The organism is Methylocaldum sp. 14B, assembly GCF_002005105.1.
Lineage (GTDB): Bacteria > Pseudomonadota > Gammaproteobacteria > Methylococcales > Methylococcaceae > Methylocaldum.
The window spans coordinates 34,948-50,642 of record NZ_MSCV01000021.1; the positions used below are offsets into that span (position 1 = coordinate 34,948).

At 60.8% G+C, this 15,695-nt stretch carries 15 protein-coding genes; 5 read left to right on the forward strand and 10 right to left on the reverse strand.

The window, feature by feature from the left end; translation table 11 throughout:
- Positions 1-55: 55 nt before the first annotated feature.
- From B2A78_RS26680 to B2A78_RS15575, 3 genes are all read right to left on the reverse strand, one after another.
- Complete coding sequence (locus B2A78_RS26680; RefSeq protein WP_077730928.1) at positions 56-2,467, reverse strand: PAS domain S-box protein; 2,412 nt, start codon at positions 2,465-2,467, stop codon at positions 56-58.
- A gap of 166 nt (positions 2,468-2,633) precedes the next feature.
- Positions 2,634-3,035 (reverse strand): ATP-binding protein, encoded by a 402-nt coding sequence (locus tag B2A78_RS15565; protein ID WP_077730929.1) that lies wholly within the window; start codon positions 3,033-3,035, stop codon positions 2,634-2,636.
- Positions 3,036-3,429: 394 nt separating this feature from the next.
- Entirely contained in the window at positions 3,430-3,831 is a 402-nt protein-coding gene (locus B2A78_RS15575) for a hypothetical protein (RefSeq protein ID WP_077730931.1), read from the reverse strand.
- A gap of 760 nt (positions 3,832-4,591) precedes the next feature.
- Between B2A78_RS15575 and B2A78_RS15580 the strand changes: the two genes are divergently transcribed.
- Positions 4,592-5,221 carry a ribonuclease H family protein gene (locus B2A78_RS15580; RefSeq protein ID WP_168175448.1) on the forward strand — a complete coding sequence of 210 codons (630 nt, stop codon included), beginning with the start codon at positions 4,592-4,594 and terminating at the stop codon, positions 5,219-5,221.
- Positions 5,222-5,268: 47 nt separating this feature from the next.
- On the opposite strand, the gene B2A78_RS15585 is transcribed toward B2A78_RS15580, so the two are convergent.
- The gene (locus B2A78_RS15585; RefSeq protein ID WP_077730933.1) at positions 5,269-5,964 is read right to left on the reverse strand and encodes an SDR family oxidoreductase; all 696 of its coding nucleotides are present in this window, start codon (positions 5,962-5,964) and stop codon (positions 5,269-5,271) included.
- Between the two features lie 427 nt (positions 5,965-6,391).
- Between B2A78_RS15585 and B2A78_RS15590 the strand changes: the two genes are divergently transcribed.
- On the forward strand, positions 6,392-6,622 hold the full coding sequence (locus B2A78_RS15590; RefSeq protein ID WP_205780798.1) for a hypothetical protein: 231 nt from the start codon (positions 6,392-6,394) through the stop codon (positions 6,620-6,622).
- Positions 6,623-6,819: 197 nt separating this feature from the next.
- Here B2A78_RS15590 and B2A78_RS15595 read toward each other — a convergent pair whose 3' ends face one another.
- Genes B2A78_RS15595 through B2A78_RS15620 form a run of 6 tightly spaced genes read right to left on the reverse strand, consistent with a single transcriptional unit; the run spans position 6,820 to position 10,721 of the window.
- Positions 6,820-7,803: a ribose-phosphate pyrophosphokinase gene (locus tag B2A78_RS15595; RefSeq protein ID WP_077730934.1), complete on the reverse strand. Its 984-nt coding sequence runs from the start codon at positions 7,801-7,803 to the stop codon at positions 6,820-6,822.
- Positions 7,800-8,465, reverse strand: a complete 666-nt coding sequence (locus B2A78_RS26685) for an alpha/beta family hydrolase (RefSeq protein ID WP_077730935.1) — start codon at positions 8,463-8,465, stop codon at positions 7,800-7,802. Before B2A78_RS26685 ends, B2A78_RS15595 begins: the two co-directional genes overlap by 4 nt.
- 32 nt (positions 8,466-8,497) lie before the next feature.
- Positions 8,498-9,154, reverse strand: coding sequence for a phosphoribosyltransferase (locus tag B2A78_RS26690; protein ID WP_077730936.1), 657 nt, complete (start codon positions 9,152-9,154; stop codon positions 8,498-8,500).
- A 55-nt stretch (positions 9,155-9,209) separates the two neighbouring features.
- Positions 9,210-9,407 (reverse strand): hypothetical protein, encoded by a 198-nt coding sequence (locus tag B2A78_RS15610; RefSeq protein WP_077730937.1) that lies wholly within the window; start codon positions 9,405-9,407, stop codon positions 9,210-9,212.
- A gap of 24 nt (positions 9,408-9,431) precedes the next feature.
- Entirely contained in the window at positions 9,432-9,947 is a 516-nt protein-coding gene (locus tag B2A78_RS15615) for a type 1 glutamine amidotransferase domain-containing protein (RefSeq protein ID WP_077730938.1), read from the reverse strand.
- A 15-nt stretch (positions 9,948-9,962) separates the two neighbouring features.
- Complete coding sequence (locus B2A78_RS15620; RefSeq protein WP_077730939.1) at positions 9,963-10,721, reverse strand: BON domain-containing protein; 759 nt, start codon at positions 10,719-10,721, stop codon at positions 9,963-9,965.
- Positions 10,722-10,970: 249 nt separating this feature from the next.
- Here B2A78_RS15620 and B2A78_RS15625 point away from each other — a divergent pair, with 249 nt between their 5' ends.
- The 3 genes from B2A78_RS15625 to B2A78_RS15635 all read left to right on the forward strand — a co-directional run bounded on the left by B2A78_RS15625 (position 10,971) and on the right by B2A78_RS15635 (position 15,595).
- The gene (locus B2A78_RS15625; protein ID WP_205780799.1) at positions 10,971-11,603 is read left to right on the forward strand and encodes a hypothetical protein; all 633 of its coding nucleotides are present in this window, start codon (positions 10,971-10,973) and stop codon (positions 11,601-11,603) included.
- 27 nt (positions 11,604-11,630) lie between these two features.
- The gene (locus B2A78_RS15630) at positions 11,631-12,536 is read left to right on the forward strand and encodes an alpha/beta hydrolase (RefSeq protein ID WP_077730940.1); all 906 of its coding nucleotides are present in this window, start codon (positions 11,631-11,633) and stop codon (positions 12,534-12,536) included.
- 185 nt (positions 12,537-12,721) lie between these two features.
- Positions 12,722-15,595, forward strand: a complete 2,874-nt coding sequence (locus B2A78_RS15635; protein WP_077730941.1) for a discoidin domain-containing protein — start codon at positions 12,722-12,724, stop codon at positions 15,593-15,595.
- Positions 15,596-15,695 lie beyond the last annotated feature (100 nt).

The following is a 15,695-nucleotide window of genomic DNA, read 5'->3' on the forward strand; positions in this document are numbered from 1 at the left end:
GATAAGTCGAAAATCCAATCATTGGACCCCCGGCATTCGAAAAACGCTCCTCGGCTTAAAGTGCTTTCAGCACCACGAGAGAAATGTCGTCATCGAAGGACCGGCTTTGACAAAACACGCCGAGCTCGTCGACGATAATCTGGATCAGCTCTTGAGGGGATGCCTGAGCATGCGCGATAACGAGCTCGCAGAGACGGGATTCGCCGAAAAACTCCCCTTGTTTATTGCGCGCCTCGGTAATCCCATCGGTATAGAGAAGCACCATATCGCCCTCGTTCAAGGCGAGTGCTTTCTCTTCGAAGATCACTCCTTTCTTTACCCCCAAAATGAGCCCCTCGGCATCCAGTTCCGTGCAGTTCCGCTCGCCTTTACGCAGCAACAGCGGACGGTTGTGCCCCGCATTGGCGTAGCTGATCCGCCGGGTATCCGAACGGTAGCTCAGGTAGAACATGGAGATGAAAAAGCTGGCCTGGTTCAAATCCTCGAACAGGAGATCATTCAAGACCGACAGAGTCCTTTTTGCGCCGTTGCGGAGCCTCGCCTGTCCTTTCGCCATCCAGTCGGTTCCCATTTTCAGCGTGCTGCGGGTTTCGGCCATGATCAGAGCGGCGCCCACCGAGTGCCCGGACACGTCGGCGATCACGATATCGACCCCCTCTTCGGTGGCGAAATAGTCGAAATAATCGCCGCCGACATGGACCGCCGGCAGGCAATACCCTGCCACCTGAGCGCCTTCCATCCGCAACGGAACGCTCGGCAAGAGGGACAACTGGATCTGCCTTGCGATTTCCATTTCGTGACGCTCTTCCTCGATGCGCCGCAATGCCGTGACGTCGGTCTGGGTGCCGATAAAATGGGTCACCCGGCCGTTTTCGTCCCTCACCGGAGAAATGAACAGCTCGTTCCAAAACGGCGTGCCGTCCTTGCGGTAATTTTTCAGCGTCAGATGGCAATCACGCTCTTCCCATACGGCTTTCCGAATCTCCTCGATCGCCTTCGGATCGGTTTCCGGACCTTGCAGAAAGCGGGGATTCCACCCGACCACCTCGTCCCGGCTGCGGCCCGTCATCTGGATGAAGGCGGGATTGGCGTAGATGATGGGATTCCCCGGCTGATGGGGATCGGTGATGATGATACCCACGCTGGACGCGGCGATGGCCCGGTCCCTAAGCCTTAGGGCGTCCACGAAGCGTTTGCGTTCGGTAACGTCGTTATCCACCCCGCGCCACCTCAGCAAGTGGCCCCGGCTGTCGGAGAGCGGGATGCCGGTCGATTCGGTAAACACTTCGCGGCCGTCCTTATGCTGATACCGGTTGATCAGGCGAACAAAGGACTCTTCGCGAGCGATCAGTTCCGGTGCCAGCACCGCAGAGCGTTCTCTGTCTTCCGGGAAGAAGAGCTCGTAATAGGGTTTTCCGATGATTTCCTCGGCGTCATAACCGAGAATACTTTTAACCGCGGTGCTGGAATAGGTGTAGCGGCCTTCCGCATCCTGTTCCCAGATCCACTCGCAAGTCATATCGACGATCTGACGAAACCGGGCCTCGCTTTCCCGCAAAGACTCCTCGGCGACCTTGCTTTCGGTGATGTCCTCGACCATATCGATGGCGAATTGCAGTTCGCCCCTGAACCCGTAGGTTCCGGAAACGGTCTTGCGGACCCAGACCACCGTGCCGTTTTTCCGGATAAAGCGCTTTTCCAGGCTATAGTGCTTGTATTTCCCCTCGACCAAGCCCTTGAACCGCTGAATGCTGACTTCGAGATCGTCCGGGTAGCTCAGGTCGAAAATGACCCGGCCGTGCAGTTCCTCGGCACTAAAGCCCAGCATCTCCTGCAGGGCGAAATTGCATTCCCTGATCCTTCCGTTCTTGTCCAAGAGTGCGATGCCGATGCCGGCCCGCTCGAAAATCGCCCTGAACCGGGCTTCGCTTTCCCTGAGAGCGATTTCGGTGAGCTTGCGTTCGGCGATCTCCGCATGCAGGGTCGCTTTGGCCGTTGTAAGCTCCATGCTCTGCGTCTTCGCCTGCTTTTCCAGCTCGAGGTGACACATGCGCAAGGCTTCCTCGCTTTGGCTCAATTCGGCGATGGCTTGTTCCTTGTCGCGGTAGATCTCGGTCAGGCGCTTATTGGTCCTTTCCAAACTCTCGTTGAGCAGGCGCATTCGGGTCATGGCGTCATCATGGCTGCGCGACGTCCTTTCGAAAGGCGCGAGCGTCTCTCGAAAAAATACCTCCGCCTGCAATTCGACATCGACGCCTTCGGAAGGAGCGATGGCTCGAGCCGAAAGGCCCGCCAGCGCTTTATGATGAATCGCGGCCACCGCCGAGAGGCTCAAATTCTCCGCCACGGCCTGGCGTCCCAGCCGATAGGCCCGCAGTAAAGGATTTCCTTCCACGCCAGCCAAATAGTCGCGCAATGCCGCCGTGTATTGGGCCGCGAGTTCACTCTCGACCGTTTCGTCATTCATTGCATGTCTCCAAGACACGGCGGTACGGCATCTGGCCGGAAAAACGCTGCATTTTCACGGGGCAAAATAACGACTTGCTCGGCTATTGGACTCCCGGACCGCCGCTCAATTCAATCCGCCGGAAGTCGGCCTGCGGCGCTTCACCCATAGACCGCTGGACCGCAACCTACCGCACCCATTTCTTCATCGTCACGGTCGTCCCTTTCCCGACGTCGGACACGACCTCGAACTCGTCCATCAGCCGCTTGGCACCCGCCAGACCCAGCCCGGCTCCCCCGCTCGTCGAATATCCCTCCTGCATGGCCAATTCGACATCGGGAATACCCGGCCCATCGTCGCGGGCCACGACGACGATGCCCTGGCTGCCGTTCTTTTGAGCCTTGCTCAGAATGACTTCGCCTTTTCCGGCGTACTGAAGGATGTTGAGGGCCACCTCCGAGATGGCCATGGCGATAAAGCTTTGTTCGACCGACCAGAAGCCCAGCTCCGCCGCCAACAATCGGGCCTGCTGCCGAGCGATTAGAATTTGCGACTCCGAATCGATGGGTACGCGTATTCCGTCGATCATGAACGCGCCTCTCCGTTCGCTGCATCATTCATGTTTATGGCGTGAAGCGCTCCTACGGTTCTCTCTCCGATTCCGGCAAACGAATAACTTTTTGCCTGACGATCCGGATTATCGTCCGCTATTCCGCTCGGCCACGCCAGCACCGCCGGAGCCTCCAACAAAATGGCAATGGCCGTCGCCGAAAAAGGAAAGAGTACGATATCCGGGCGGTTCATTCGAATATCCGCCGCGGGCGCGGAATCTTGCACCCCGAAGCGGATTTCCGATGCGACACGGGCTCTTCCCGCAAAACCACGAATTGTCGTTCGCGCATCCGAACCGGGCCGGTCCGTTTCGGCGGGCCATGCGCCGGATAGAAAGACTCGTATCGACACGGATCCGGCAGACAGACGTACTATCCGCGGGCGATCAGAGCCGCCAATACGAGTCCCGCAATGACATTCCCGCCGATGCTCACGAACAGCTCCCGCGTGAAAAAGGCCTGCGGTTGCATCTTGCCGAGCTTGGGATTCTTGTGCTTGGCGGTAATCTCGATGGTTCCGGCGGAGATGTTCCGTGCAATGGCCCGGACCCGATCGATGACCTCCGCCTCGGTATGCAGGGCGGGGTGATATTTGATCAGAAAGGTCCCCGTAGTGATGTTCGGTTCGGCATGGTAGATCCCCCTCGCCTGAGCGTCCCCGAGCAGGCTTTGCTTGAGCAGCTCGGCCATAGTCCGCTTATTTCTGATCAGAGGCACCCGGATGCGGATTCGGGCCGGGACCTTATTGTGAACGATCACAATCGTTTCGGGCATTGCGTGCCTCTCGAGCCGGAGTGAAAAAGCCGATGGCTTTTTTCAAAGTGATTTGATCATTCAGACATGAAAATGCGTGAAGAATGCCGCAAAACGCTCTTCGGTCTTTCGGCAGGGTCACGCTTGTCTGATCAGAGGCGCCCGGATGCGGATTATGGATAATTTCTTGCGGGAGCGGGCCTTTCGACACAGCTCAAGACAGGCTTCAGCCCGCGATCGAAGGCGATTGGCGGGCATTCGTCATTCGAGCCGCCGGGTTCTTGTTCGACATAAAAAAGCCGGGGCTTCCAAACCCCGGCTTTTTATGCGCGTATGGCGCGAACGCTTGCTCATTGTTTGTCCTTATCGTCCATCCGGTCGTAATTCTTCAGGCAGAACCCGATGGACCCGCCGGTGGTGCCGAAAAATACCAATGCCAAGAATATTTCAACGCTCGTCATAGTGATTTCCCCTTGCTGATGTACATCCAGTTAGTATCAGTATCGTCACGATTGTTCCTTTTGTTTAATAACGATTTCTTATGGATTAGATCAGATAGTTTAATTAAACATCATAAAAGTCTTTTTATTTACGATAATGTTTCCATTTTTGAAATAATCCAGACATGAAAAACCAACGGCCGTTGGCTTTACCAAGGAGAGCAGGCACTAGACCGTTTCCGAAAACGCTAGGAAAAAATGCGAGTCGCGAAATCAGCGTCCGGCGGCGTCTGTGGGCGTGGGCAGGAAAACTTGCTCCCTCTTCCCGACTCCAACCGGTGATGAATACCAGTCGCAACGAATCCCGACATCTCAACCGGATGATCGATGGGCTGCTCGACGCGGACTCGGATACGGCCGAGCTGATCGCTGCGGCCAAGCAGGCAGGTCCGGCAGCGCTAGCCGAACGCATCCGGCAGCGCAGCGCGCGGCAGGTGCGCCTACAACCCGCGCGGGCGCAAACGATCCTGCAAATCCGCGATCGCCTGATTTGGCTGGTTTATGCGAGCCCGCTTCCCCCGGAAGGATTTTCAGCCTGGTGCGACGGCTCGAGCGTCCGCACGGCTTCGGGCGCAGCGAACGGAATCGGGGCGATCGTGACCGATGCTCATGGAGAAGTCGTGGCGAAGAGCGCCGGGCGGGTGCCGTCCGTTCTCCCACCCTTCGAAACCGAGATCGGGGCGTTGGAACGGGCTTTGGAGCTGGCATTGGAGTCCCGCGGGACCGTTCTCCGAGTACACACCGACTGCCCCGCTCTGGTTCAGCTCTGGCAGCGGCACCCGCACGATCATCGATTCGCCGCAATCCGCCGTTTGGCCCGTCGGTTCGAGCGGCTCGACCTGTGCGCAGTGCCGCGAGAGCACAATCAAGCTGCCCATCGCTTGGCGAAAGCCGCCGCGAGCGCTATATGACTCCGGTTCCGAGGAGCGGTCGGCATCGCACGAGCCGGGCGCATTTCTTACCAGGGGATCTCGGTGCCGTCATAGCGAAAGAAACGGCCGGTATCCGCCAGCGTGAACTTGTCGATGAGCTTTCGCATGCCGCGCACGCTTTCTTCCGGCGTCAAAGGCGCGCCGGTGCCGCCCATCCGAGTCCCCACCCAGCCGGGGTGAAATAGAAGCACGCCGATGTTCAACGGCTTGAGTTCTAGCGAGAGTCCCTTCATCACCGCGTTCAGCGCGGCCTTGCTGGATCGGTAGAAGTAACTGCCGGGGCTGTCGATCTCGGCAATGGAGCCCATATGACTGGTGATCGCCACCACCAACCGCTTTTCGCTGCGCGCCAGAGATTCGACGAATGCCTTGGTGATGCGGAGCGGACCCATGGTGTTGACCTGAAACGTGTATGCCCAGTCATCGTAATTGAGGGGCGCGTTCAAGGGCAGGTATTTCTCGGTATAAACCCCGGCATTGTTGAGCAGGAGATCGATGGGCGTTTCCCGCAGTTCCTCGGCTAAGGCAACGATCCGGCCGGCGTTCGTCACGTCCAGCTGGTGGATGCGCACGGCTCTGTAACGGTCCGCCAACCGCGCCAATTCATCCGCCTCGTCGGGGTATCGGCAGGTAGCGAAGACCTGCCATCCGGCCTGGGCGTATTGGCGGCACCATTCCAGCCCCAATCCGCGGTTGCTCCCCGTGATGAGAACGCTTGTCATGACGCTCGAAACTCCGGTTGCCGTAAGAATTCCACGATAGGACTTCCTCAACTGAGACCGCCGGATTCCCATGCGAGTTCGCGGCCGGCGCCGTCATAAAACTCACCGGCCAGACCAAACTCGTCGGCCCTGAGCCGGTCTAATTTTATCCGGCGTTCGAGTGAACATTCATCGTAGGATGGGTAGAGCGAAGCGAAACCCATCGATGGCGGGTTAGCCCTTCGACAGGCTCAGGACAGGCTCCGCGTAACCCACCGACCCTTCGACTTGGCTCAGGACAGGTCCGAGGCCGCTCGGCGGGTTACGGCCTGACGGCCTAACCCACCCTACAAACATGAATCCCTTCTCGAAAACGGTTTGGAATAAGTTCGACCGAGGTCGGCTTGTTCCCATTCGAACATCGGTCCGAACGGCAGAGGACAGGGCTATGGCCAGAGGAAGTAAAGAAAAGTACACCGAGAAGCAGAAACGGCAGGCTCGGCACATCGAGGAAGGTTACGAATCGCGCGGTGTCCCCGAAGAGGAGGCCGAGCGGCGCGCGTGGGCCACGGTGAACAAAATTCACGGCGGCGGGAAAAAGCGGGGCGGCAGCGGTCACGGAAAAGAGGAGGATCGCGAGCCGACGCGCAAAGGCGGACATAAAGGCGGCAAACATTAAACCGGGCTGGCGTTTATCGATCCAAGCTCAGGTTCGCAGGTCGGCAATCCTTGGTCGACGGACCCGTCCGTAGGATGTGCTGAACGAAGTTAGTAGGTCGGCAATCCTTTGCCGACAAGCCTGCGTGCCGACCCGTTAACGTCGGGAAAGGATTCCCGACTTACTTGTTGGGCGCTCAGCGGTTTCGGCCGGCTCTTTCAATCCCCCATCAACCCGCTGACGGAACCGCCGGCATGGATCTGCCGGACGGCTTCCGCGAACAGCGGCGCGATCGGGATGACCGTCAGCTTCCCCTGAGCCGTTTCCCGAGGAAGCCTGAAAAGCGGAACGCTGTCGGTAACGGCCAGGCTGTCCAGGACGGGACCGGCCACGACATTCGCGGCCTCGCCGACGAACAGCCCGTGGGTTGCGGCGACATGGACGGCTAAGGCGCCTTGTTCGCGGCAAACCTGGGCGGCACGCGCTACGGTGCCGCCGGTGCTGATCATGTCATCGACGATGAGAGCCGTTTTGCCGCGCACATTTCCCGCCAGAATCGCACCGCGTACCGTTTCATCGCTGCGGTACTTTTCCATGAGGGCGCTGCCGACCGTCGCTCCTAGCCGCCGGGCCAATTTGCGGCGGAAGCTCTCTGCCCGTTTGAGCCCACCTGCGTCGGGCGAGACCACGGCCACGTCTCCGTGGAGTTTCGCCGCGAAATGCTCGACCAGCAGCTTCCCGGCTTCCAAATGGTCGGTCCGGCAGCGGAAGGCATTCTGAAAACCCGCCAGATCGTGGACGTCGAGGGTGATGACCCGGTCCGCGCCCGCGGCCTCGAACAGCTGCGCCACATAACGCAGCGTGACCGGTTCGCGCGGCCGGGTTTTCCGGTCGGCCCGAGCATAGGCCAAATACGGCACGACCGCAGTCACCGAGGCGGCGGACGCATCCTTGAGCGCACCGACAAAAAACCACAGGCGGCACAGTTTGTCGTTGACGGTCTTGCCGGGCTCGTCGTACAGCGATTGCACCACGAATACGTCGGAGTCCCGCACGTTCTCGGCCGGATACGCCTTGTGCTCGCCGTCGTCGAAATCTTTTTCCTCGACTAAGGACAAGTCAGAACCCAATGCGCGGGCGATGTTTTCTCCCAATGTCCGGCTTTCGCTCAGCGCGAACAGGCGAAGCGGGCCGCGGTTCATCGACGCAGATACTTCAGGAACCAGTCGCGGGCGAGTTCTTCCACCTTTTCCAGCGTGCCGGGTTCCTCGAACAGATGGGTCGCGCCGGGGACTATCTCCAGCCGGTTCACGGCATTCATGCGCTCCGCCGCCAAGCGGTTGAGCTCGATGACCACATCGTCGTAACCGCCGACGATCAGGAGCGTGGGTGCCAGAACCTCGGGCAATCGCTCCTCCGCGAGATCCGGCCGTCCGCCCCGCGATACCACGGCCGCCACCGATTCCGGACGCTCGGCGGCGGCCCGGAGCGCCGCCGCCGCGCCGGTGCTGGCGCCGAACAATCCGAAGGAAAGGTCGGTGGTCAATTCGTATTGCGTGGCCCAGTCGATCGCGCCCACCAGGCGATCGGTCAAGAGGCCGATGTCGAAACGGAATTGACGGGTGTACTGGTCGACCTCGTGTTCCTCCGCGGTGAGAAGATCGAACAGCAGCGTAGCGAGGTCGGCGCGGTTGAGGAAATCGGCGACGGCGCGGTTGCGCGGGCTGAACCGGCTGCTGCCGCTGCCGTGGGCGAAGATCACGAGTCCTTGAGGCTGGTCCGGAATGAACAGCGAGCCGGACAGCGTCACGCCCGCCGGACCTACCGGAAATTCAATGGAATCCGAGGGTGCGGCTTGATTCATCTCTTCATCTCCCTGCCGAACAAAAAGCTTGTTTAATCCGATGTCTCGCCCCAGGCTCGGGTAAGAATCTCCCGAACCTCGTCATCGGTGGTCTGGGAAAAGTCCCGGTATCCTTGACCCACTGCAAAAAACGGCTCGGGAGTCATCAAGCAGACCACCTCGTCGACTTCGGCGCGCAAACGCTCCACCGTATCCACCGGCGCCAGCGGCACGGCGACCACGACGCAAGCCGGGTTTCGCTGGCGCAGGGCGGCGAGGCCGGCGCGCATGGTCGCTCCCGTGGCGATGCCGTCGTCCACCACGATGATGCAGCGGTTCTCGATATCGGGGTACGGACGATCGCCCCGGTAAAGCCGCTCGCGGCGCTCCAGTTCCTGGCGCTCTTTCGCGGCGGCGTTCTCGATAACTTCGTCGCTGATCCGGTAGATCGATACCACATCGCGGTTCAGGACGGAGGCGCCTCCGCTGGCGATCGCGCCCATGGCCAACTCCGGATTGCCGGGTGTTCCGAGCTTTCGCACGATCAAGAGGTCCAAGGGCGCTTTCAGGGCACGGGCAACTTCGTACGCCACCGGCACCCCTCCGCGGGGCAGGGCGAGCACGATCAGGTCGGAACGGCCGGCATAAGCGCCCAAAGCCTGCGCCAGCTGGCGTCCGGCATCCGTGCGGTTTTCGAAAAGTGTATCCATAGGATTTACGAGCACTGCTGAAGACACCGGGTTTCATCGCTAGCCCCGGTAGCGTTTAAGGTATTTCCAAGCGTCCGCCGTCGCGCCACTCGCTCAACTGTTCCGCGCCGATCCGCAGTTTTTCCCTTAGCGCCTCGATCCGCTCCTTTTGCTCGAGCCGGGTCGCTGGCCACGCTTCCAGCCGGTCGAGTTCGGCTTGCCATTCCTCCATTTGCATTTGGAGTTCCCGCAAGCGGGCTTGTTCGGTATTCATGGCTGTTCCGGTAATTCTTCCGTATCAACGAGAAGCCCTGTTTTTCAGGAGCTTCATGAATTCCCGCATGAACGCCGGGAGATCCGCGGGTTGTCTCGACGTTACCAGATTGCCGTCCACGACGACCTCCCGGTCTTCATAATGGGCTCCGGCTTGCCTCATTTCGTCCGCGACGGCCCGATAACAAGTGGCGTGCCGATTTTTCAGCACACCGGCCGAAATCAGGATCTGCGGCCCGTGGCAAACGGCCGCTACCGGCCGATCGTTCTGCATGAAAGCCTTGGCGATCGCCAAGGCCGAGGGTTCCTCCCGCAATGCGGCCGGCGCTTTGCCGCCGGGGAGCAGAAGAACGTCGTAATCTTGCGGAACGATTTCCGAAAGCTTCTTGTCGACCGCCACTTCGTAGCCGTGCTTGCCGATGATCGTCCCGGTTTTGTCGGAAGCGATCTCGACCGGAATTCCCTCCTCTTTCAGCCGGTAGTACGGCACGAGGAGTTCGGCATCCTCGAAATAGTCTGAACTGAGTATGAGGACTTTCATCCTTCGTCTCTCTTCTTAATGGAGCGCTTCCTCCCGTTCGGACGGGGGAGGCTGCTGGGTCGTCTCGGGTGCGGGGCGAGGCGATTGAATTGCCTCGGGACGGTAGCCCTCGGCGACGCTCGGTCCGCCCGTGAGCGGTTTGTTGGTCAGTGCCCGCAGGATCAGGGTGGAACCCGCCAAACCCAAAACGGCCGTGAGCGGACTCGCATGCCGCAGGGCATTGACCGCCAGGGTGGTTCCGGTTGCGCCGGCGATCAGCCGGGTGGCCGGCGCCCAGTTCTCCTGCAGGATGTCCGGGCGTATCCGGCGGCGCGGAACTCCGCCCTGAAGTTCGGGGATCTGCTCCGCGGTCTCATGTACTTCCAGCCGATCGTCCACACCCCTGACTCCGCGTACCGAGGCCACACACCGGTAGAGCGGCTTGTGCTCATGCGCCAGTACCGGACCGGAGAGCGTCACAAAACCGTCCTGCACCTTGACGTCGATGACTTTGGGATGGGAGACCACCCGTCCGATATTGGACCGTACCCTATCAACCAGCAAGTCGTCGGGGACAGGCCCCGCCGTCAGCCACCCGTTGAGCTCCGCGACCATGCCGACCGCGCGATTGCGAAGGTCGCGCAGGGCCACCTGAAACGCGTCATCGAATCGGTTCATGCTGCTCGTCGTCTTGTCGCGGAGAACGGCCCGGCGATATCGCCCGCGATCCGGGTCGAGCAAATACATCAACGCGGCCCCCACGGCCGCCCCGTATAGTGTTGAGTTCCGCTTCATGGCATTCTCCTCCGAGTGATCCGTACTGCTCTCGCCTGACTAATCAGACTCGTCTCCCGAAAGGGAGTTGCACGCGAGTGTTACCGAAATGAAAAAGGCGGCCGAACGGATTGCGGGTGATTCGGAAATTCCGTCGGCTATTCGCCGATCACCGTGCGAAGTGGCGCGATCGAGCACGCCGCGCGACCGACAGGAGCATACGGATGAGGCCGGCGTCTAAACAAAGAAGACGATCCGAAAGGAAGTGTGATGTCCGAACCGAAAGCCATTGCGGCAACGATCGAAACCGTGGTGCCCGGGGTGTGGCGCTGGTCCGTACAGGATGATCGTATCGGTTACGAGAGCGATGCGCACGCCATCGCGTCGGGTGACCGCATGGTCCTTATCGATCCCTTGAGGGTCGAGACAGCGGTCCTCGAACGCTTAGGGCCGGTGGAGGCGATTTGCCTCACCGCCGCCTGCCATCAGCGGGCCGCCTGGCATTACCGCCGTCGTTTGGGCGTGAAGGTGTATGCGCCCGACGGCACGCGGCCCATGGACGAGGAACCGGACCTGCGCTACCGGGCAGGCGATGTGCTGCCGGGGGGCCTTCGGGCGATCCACACGCCGGGACCGGAATCCGCGCATTACGCCTTCTTCTTGCCGAAGCGTCCCGGCATCCTGTTTTGCCCGGATCTTCTGTCGCACGGAGCCGGCGAGGCCTTGGCCTTTGTTCCGGCCGAGTATCACGAGAACCCGGCGCTAACTCGGCAGAGCGTGCGGAATTTGCTGGACCTGGACTTCGCGGTGCTCTGCTTCGACCATGGCCGCCCCCTCCTCGACGAGCCCAAGGCCGCGCTGCGGGCCCTGCTCGCCGAGAAGCCGGGGACCTCGCACAGCTGACTTCCGCGCAGCAGCTATCGATAAGGTATGGCACCCGGAGAGGCATCATCCCGGCACTGGAATCACCGCTACGCGGTAGTCAACGGAATACGCCTGCACTGGGTGGAAGCCGGAACCGGGCCTCTCGTCGTGTTGCTGCACGGATTTCCGGAATTCTGGTACTCATGGCGTCACCAAATCCCGGCACTGGCGGAAGCGGGCTTTCGCGTAGTCGCCCCGGATCTCCGCGGCTACAACGAGTCCGAAAAACCCGCTGGAATCAGGCGTTATCGCCTGGAAACCCTGGCGGACGACGTGCTCGCGATCATTCACGCGCTGGGCCAAGAGCGATGCGCGGTGGTCGGACATGATTGGGGCGGTGCCATCGCCTGGTTTCTGGCCATGCGCCATCCGCAGGCGGTAGAGAATTTGATCGTCCTGAATGCCCCGCATCCGGAACGTTTCTTTCAGGAACTCAGGACGCCGGCGCAGTTGCGGAAGTCCTGGTACGTATTCTTCTTCCAGCTCCCGTGGCTGCCCGAAAGGCTGATTCGAGCGGATGATTATGCCGGATTAGGCCGGATATTGCGGACCGATCCGGTGCGGCCCGATGCGTTCACCGAAGCCGACATTCAGTGCTACAAGCAAGCCCTGGCGCAGCCGGGCGCGCTGACTGCGGCGATTCATTATTACCGTGCCCTGTTCCGCCGCAACCTTCTCCGATTCCGGCGGCAGATCCGCCCCATTCATGCGCCGACACTTTTGATCTGGGGTGAGCAGGATCGCTATCTCGGTATCGGGCTGACCCAGGGTTTGGAACGATGGGTTCCGAATATCCGGGTCGAACGCATCCCCGAGGCGAGTCACTGGGTTCAGGCGGACGCGCCCGAGCGTGTCAACTCGTTGATCATTGGCTTTCTTCGAAAACAAGGGCATGGCATGGGGCGAAGTTGACGTCTTCACCGGTATTCCGTGCGCAGTGGATGTGCCGAGGATTCGGCTATCTCTTTCTGCACGAAATTGTGGCGCAAGAATACCTCGAGCCGCCTGCCGCGGAAGGGTGAAGCCAGCAGTCGGATCAGCGCTGCAATGGTGTTAATCTTCTGAGCCAACTCACTACACCCGACTGCGGAGTGCGCATGAATGTCCCCTACAAAGGCCGATGGACGGTGACTGCCAGCGGCGGCGATCCCCGAGCCGCCATCGACGACTCCTACTCGACGCGATGGGTCTCCGAACCGTCGGTGGCCCCCTGGCTCGAGATCGATTTCGGCCGGATCGCGATCCTCGGAGGACTCGAGGTTTACTGGGGCAGGCATGCGCCCAAGGTATATTCCTTCGTGTCCTCGCTCGACGGCGAAGCGTGGACGCCTCTTTGTGCCACCCGCCACGGCGAGGGCGGTCAAGACGTCTTCGCGTTTCCGCCGACGGAGGCTCGATTCGTGCGCTGGACTTGCGCCGATCCGGAGCCGGAGCGGGGCCTCGAAATCGTCGAAATCAACCTGTACGGTCCGGGCGAGGCCGCGTCGGTGCAAGAGCCGGGGCGAATCGCGGCGTTGGGCCGTGGGCCGGTCAAGATTCCTCCAGGCGAGAGCATTACCGTCGATTTCGGGTATACGCGATCGCCGCTCGGCGTGCTGGTCCAATGGGGAGAGACTTACGGAACCGACTTTTCGGTCGAGCTTTCCGACGACGGCGAGAACTTTCGGGAGGTCGGCCGCATCATCCTCGGCAACGGCGACTACGACAGCTTTTATTGGCGATCCACCACGAGCCGCTATCTGCGCTTCACGGTTCACGAGGCAAGCAGTCCGGAAGGGGCTGTCGTCGACGAACTCAAGCTCCGCATCCTGAACAAGGACAGAATGCCGATCGGCCAACTGGAGCGCGCGGCGCAAGTGGCGCGCAGCGATCTTTATCCGCAGGCTCTTCTGGAGCGGCAGGTCTATTGGACCGTGCTCGGGGAGATCGATCGGTCCGAGGATGCCCTTTTCGACGAATACGGCAATCTCGAGCCCCGCCCCGGTTCCGGCCAACTCATGCCGTTGTTTCGACTGGACGGAACGCTTCACGGCGCGCCCGGCGCTTCCGCGATCACTCAAACGCTGGCCGACGGCGCGCTGCCCATTCCTTCCGTCGCGTGGTCGGCGCGGGAGGTGGAACTTAGGGCGACCGCCCTCGCCGATGCAGGGCAAGCGATAGTCGAGTACCGCATCACGAACCGCGCCGGCGTGCCGCAGCAAGGGGCGCTCGTCCTCGCGCTGCGCCCCGCCCAAATCAACCCGTATTGGCAACACGGCGGACACGCGATCATCAACTCGATAGCCATCGACGGAAAGGAGGTTCGGGTCAACGATGGGTGGTATGCCGGTTTTTCGAGTGCCCCCGATGTCGCGACGATCGCCGAATTTCACGACGGAGACGTGGTGAAACTGATCGAGAACCAGCCGCAGCACACCGAACGCTGCTTGCATTCCGATTCCGGTCTCCTGAGTGCCGCATGCGAGTTCGACTTTTCCCTGGATCCGGGCGAGACCGCTTCCTTCGTCGTATCGGCTCCGCTCAGGGACGGTATCGCACCCGACACGGAGGTCGACTTCGCCAGCATTCGCGAGAAGGTCGCTCGAGTTTGGCGCGAGAAGATCGGCCCGCGCAGAATTACGGTGGGAGACCGCGAAGTCAGCGATACGGTCGAGGCACAGACGGGACTCATCCTGGTGAACGCCACCCGCTATGCCTTCAAGCCCGGTCCGCGCAATTACGACCGAACCTGGATACGCGACGGCTCCTCGCAAGCCCTCGCCCTGCTCTACGCCGGTTTGATCGAAGAGGCCGAGCGCTACGTGCTGTGGTACTCGAAACGCATCTACGACAACGGCATGGTCCCGCCTATCCTCAATCCCGACGGCAGCGTGAACCGCGGCTACGGCAGCGACATCGAATTCGACGCCCAGGGCCAGTTCGTGGCGATCGCAGCCGACACCTATCGCTTCAGCCGGGATCGCGCCTTTCTCGAAGCCATTTTCGAACCCGTCGTCCGGGCCACCCGATTCATCGAGGAACTCTGCGCGCGAACCAATGCGCTGCACGGGCCCGAAACGCGGTTCCATGGGCTTTTGGCGCCATCCATCAGCCACGAGGGTTACAACAAGCCGACCTACAGCTACTGGGACAACTTTTTCGCGTTGCGGGCGTGGCGCGACTGCGCCTATCTGGCCGCCGAGATCGGCGATGCGGAAATCGCGAACCTGGCCGAAACCAAGGAACAGGAGTTCGCCGCAAACCTGGCCCGCTCATTGCGAATGACGACCGAAGAGCTCGGTTCGGGGCTGGTCCATGCCTCCGCCGATCGCGAGGATGTCGATCCCACGTCGACCTCCATCGCTTTCGAACCCTGCCGTGTGGAGGATGTGCTTCCGGCGGAGTACATTCAGGCAACCTACGATCTGTATCTCGACCATCTCGAACTCATTCGCGCGCCCGACTTCCAAGGGGGCTTTACGCCGTACGAGATTCGCAATCTGAACGCGCTCGTGGCGCTGGGTCGAACCGAGGAAGCCTTCCGGCTCCTCGGGGATGCGCTCACCTGGCGCAGACCCGCCGGTTGGCGTCATTGGGCCGAGGTCGTCTGGGCCGACCCGCGCGTGCCGGACTATATCGGCGATATGCCTCACACCTGGATCGGCGCCGAATTCGCCACCGCGATCCGCCGCATGTTGATTAGGGAAAACGGCGGCACGCTCGAACTTTTTCGAGCCGTCCCCGATGCCTGGTGGGAAGGCGAAGGCATTACGCTGAACGAGCTGCCGACCTGCTTCGGAACGGTCAGTCTCAGAGCCCGCCGCGGCGAATCGCAAGTGACGGTCGATCTGAGCGTGACCGGAACCGCGCCGAAACGGATCGTCCTTCGCTATCCGGGCGCGCGGCAAGCCCACGCCGACGGCAAACCGTGCGAGATCGACGGCGATCTCATCAAGGCACCGAATCTGAACCGGCTCGTGATCGATCTGTAGACTTGTAGGGTGGGTTAGCGAAGCGTAACCCACCGATCCGAGATCGCTCGGTGGGTTACGGCCTCGCGGCCTAACCCACCCTACAAAAATTAATGCCTTA

What these genes read in the sequence shown, in the direction of transcription:
- B2A78_RS26690 (WP_077730936.1), bottom strand. Translation starts at nt 9,154, where the DNA reads ATGGATACACTTTTCGAAAACCGCACGGATGCCGGACGCCAGCTGGCG.
- B2A78_RS15625 (WP_205780799.1), top strand. Translation starts at nt 10,971, where the DNA reads ATGTCCGAACCGAAAGCCATTGCGGCAACGATCGAAACCGTGGTGCCC.
- B2A78_RS15620 (WP_077730939.1), bottom strand. Translation starts at nt 10,721, where the DNA reads ATGAAGCGGAACTCAACACTATACGGGGCGGCCGTGGGGGCCGCGTTG.
- B2A78_RS15590 (WP_205780798.1), top strand. Translation starts at nt 6,392, where the DNA reads ATGGCCAGAGGAAGTAAAGAAAAGTACACCGAGAAGCAGAAACGGCAG.
- B2A78_RS15595 (WP_077730934.1), bottom strand. Translation starts at nt 7,803, where the DNA reads ATGAACCGCGGCCCGCTTCGCCTGTTCGCGCTGAGCGAAAGCCGGACA.
- B2A78_RS15630 (WP_077730940.1), top strand. Translation starts at nt 11,631, where the DNA reads ATGGCACCCGGAGAGGCATCATCCCGGCACTGGAATCACCGCTACGCG.
- B2A78_RS15615 (WP_077730938.1), bottom strand. Translation starts at nt 9,947, where the DNA reads ATGAAAGTCCTCATACTCAGTTCAGACTATTTCGAGGATGCCGAACTC.
- B2A78_RS15610 (WP_077730937.1), bottom strand. Translation starts at nt 9,407, where the DNA reads ATGAATACCGAACAAGCCCGCTTGCGGGAACTCCAAATGCAAATGGAG.
- B2A78_RS15575 (WP_077730931.1), bottom strand. Translation starts at nt 3,831, where the DNA reads ATGCCCGAAACGATTGTGATCGTTCACAATAAGGTCCCGGCCCGAATC.
- B2A78_RS15580 (WP_168175448.1), top strand. Translation starts at nt 4,592, where the DNA reads ATGAATACCAGTCGCAACGAATCCCGACATCTCAACCGGATGATCGAT.
- B2A78_RS15565 (WP_077730929.1), bottom strand. Translation starts at nt 3,035, where the DNA reads ATGATCGACGGAATACGCGTACCCATCGATTCGGAGTCGCAAATTCTA.
- B2A78_RS15585 (WP_077730933.1), bottom strand. Translation starts at nt 5,964, where the DNA reads ATGACAAGCGTTCTCATCACGGGGAGCAACCGCGGATTGGGGCTGGAA.
- B2A78_RS15635 (WP_077730941.1), top strand. Translation starts at nt 12,722, where the DNA reads ATGAATGTCCCCTACAAAGGCCGATGGACGGTGACTGCCAGCGGCGGC.
- B2A78_RS26680 (WP_077730928.1), bottom strand. Translation starts at nt 2,467, where the DNA reads ATGAATGACGAAACGGTCGAGAGTGAACTCGCGGCCCAATACACGGCG.
- B2A78_RS26685 (WP_077730935.1), bottom strand. Translation starts at nt 8,465, where the DNA reads ATGAATCAAGCCGCACCCTCGGATTCCATTGAATTTCCGGTAGGTCCG.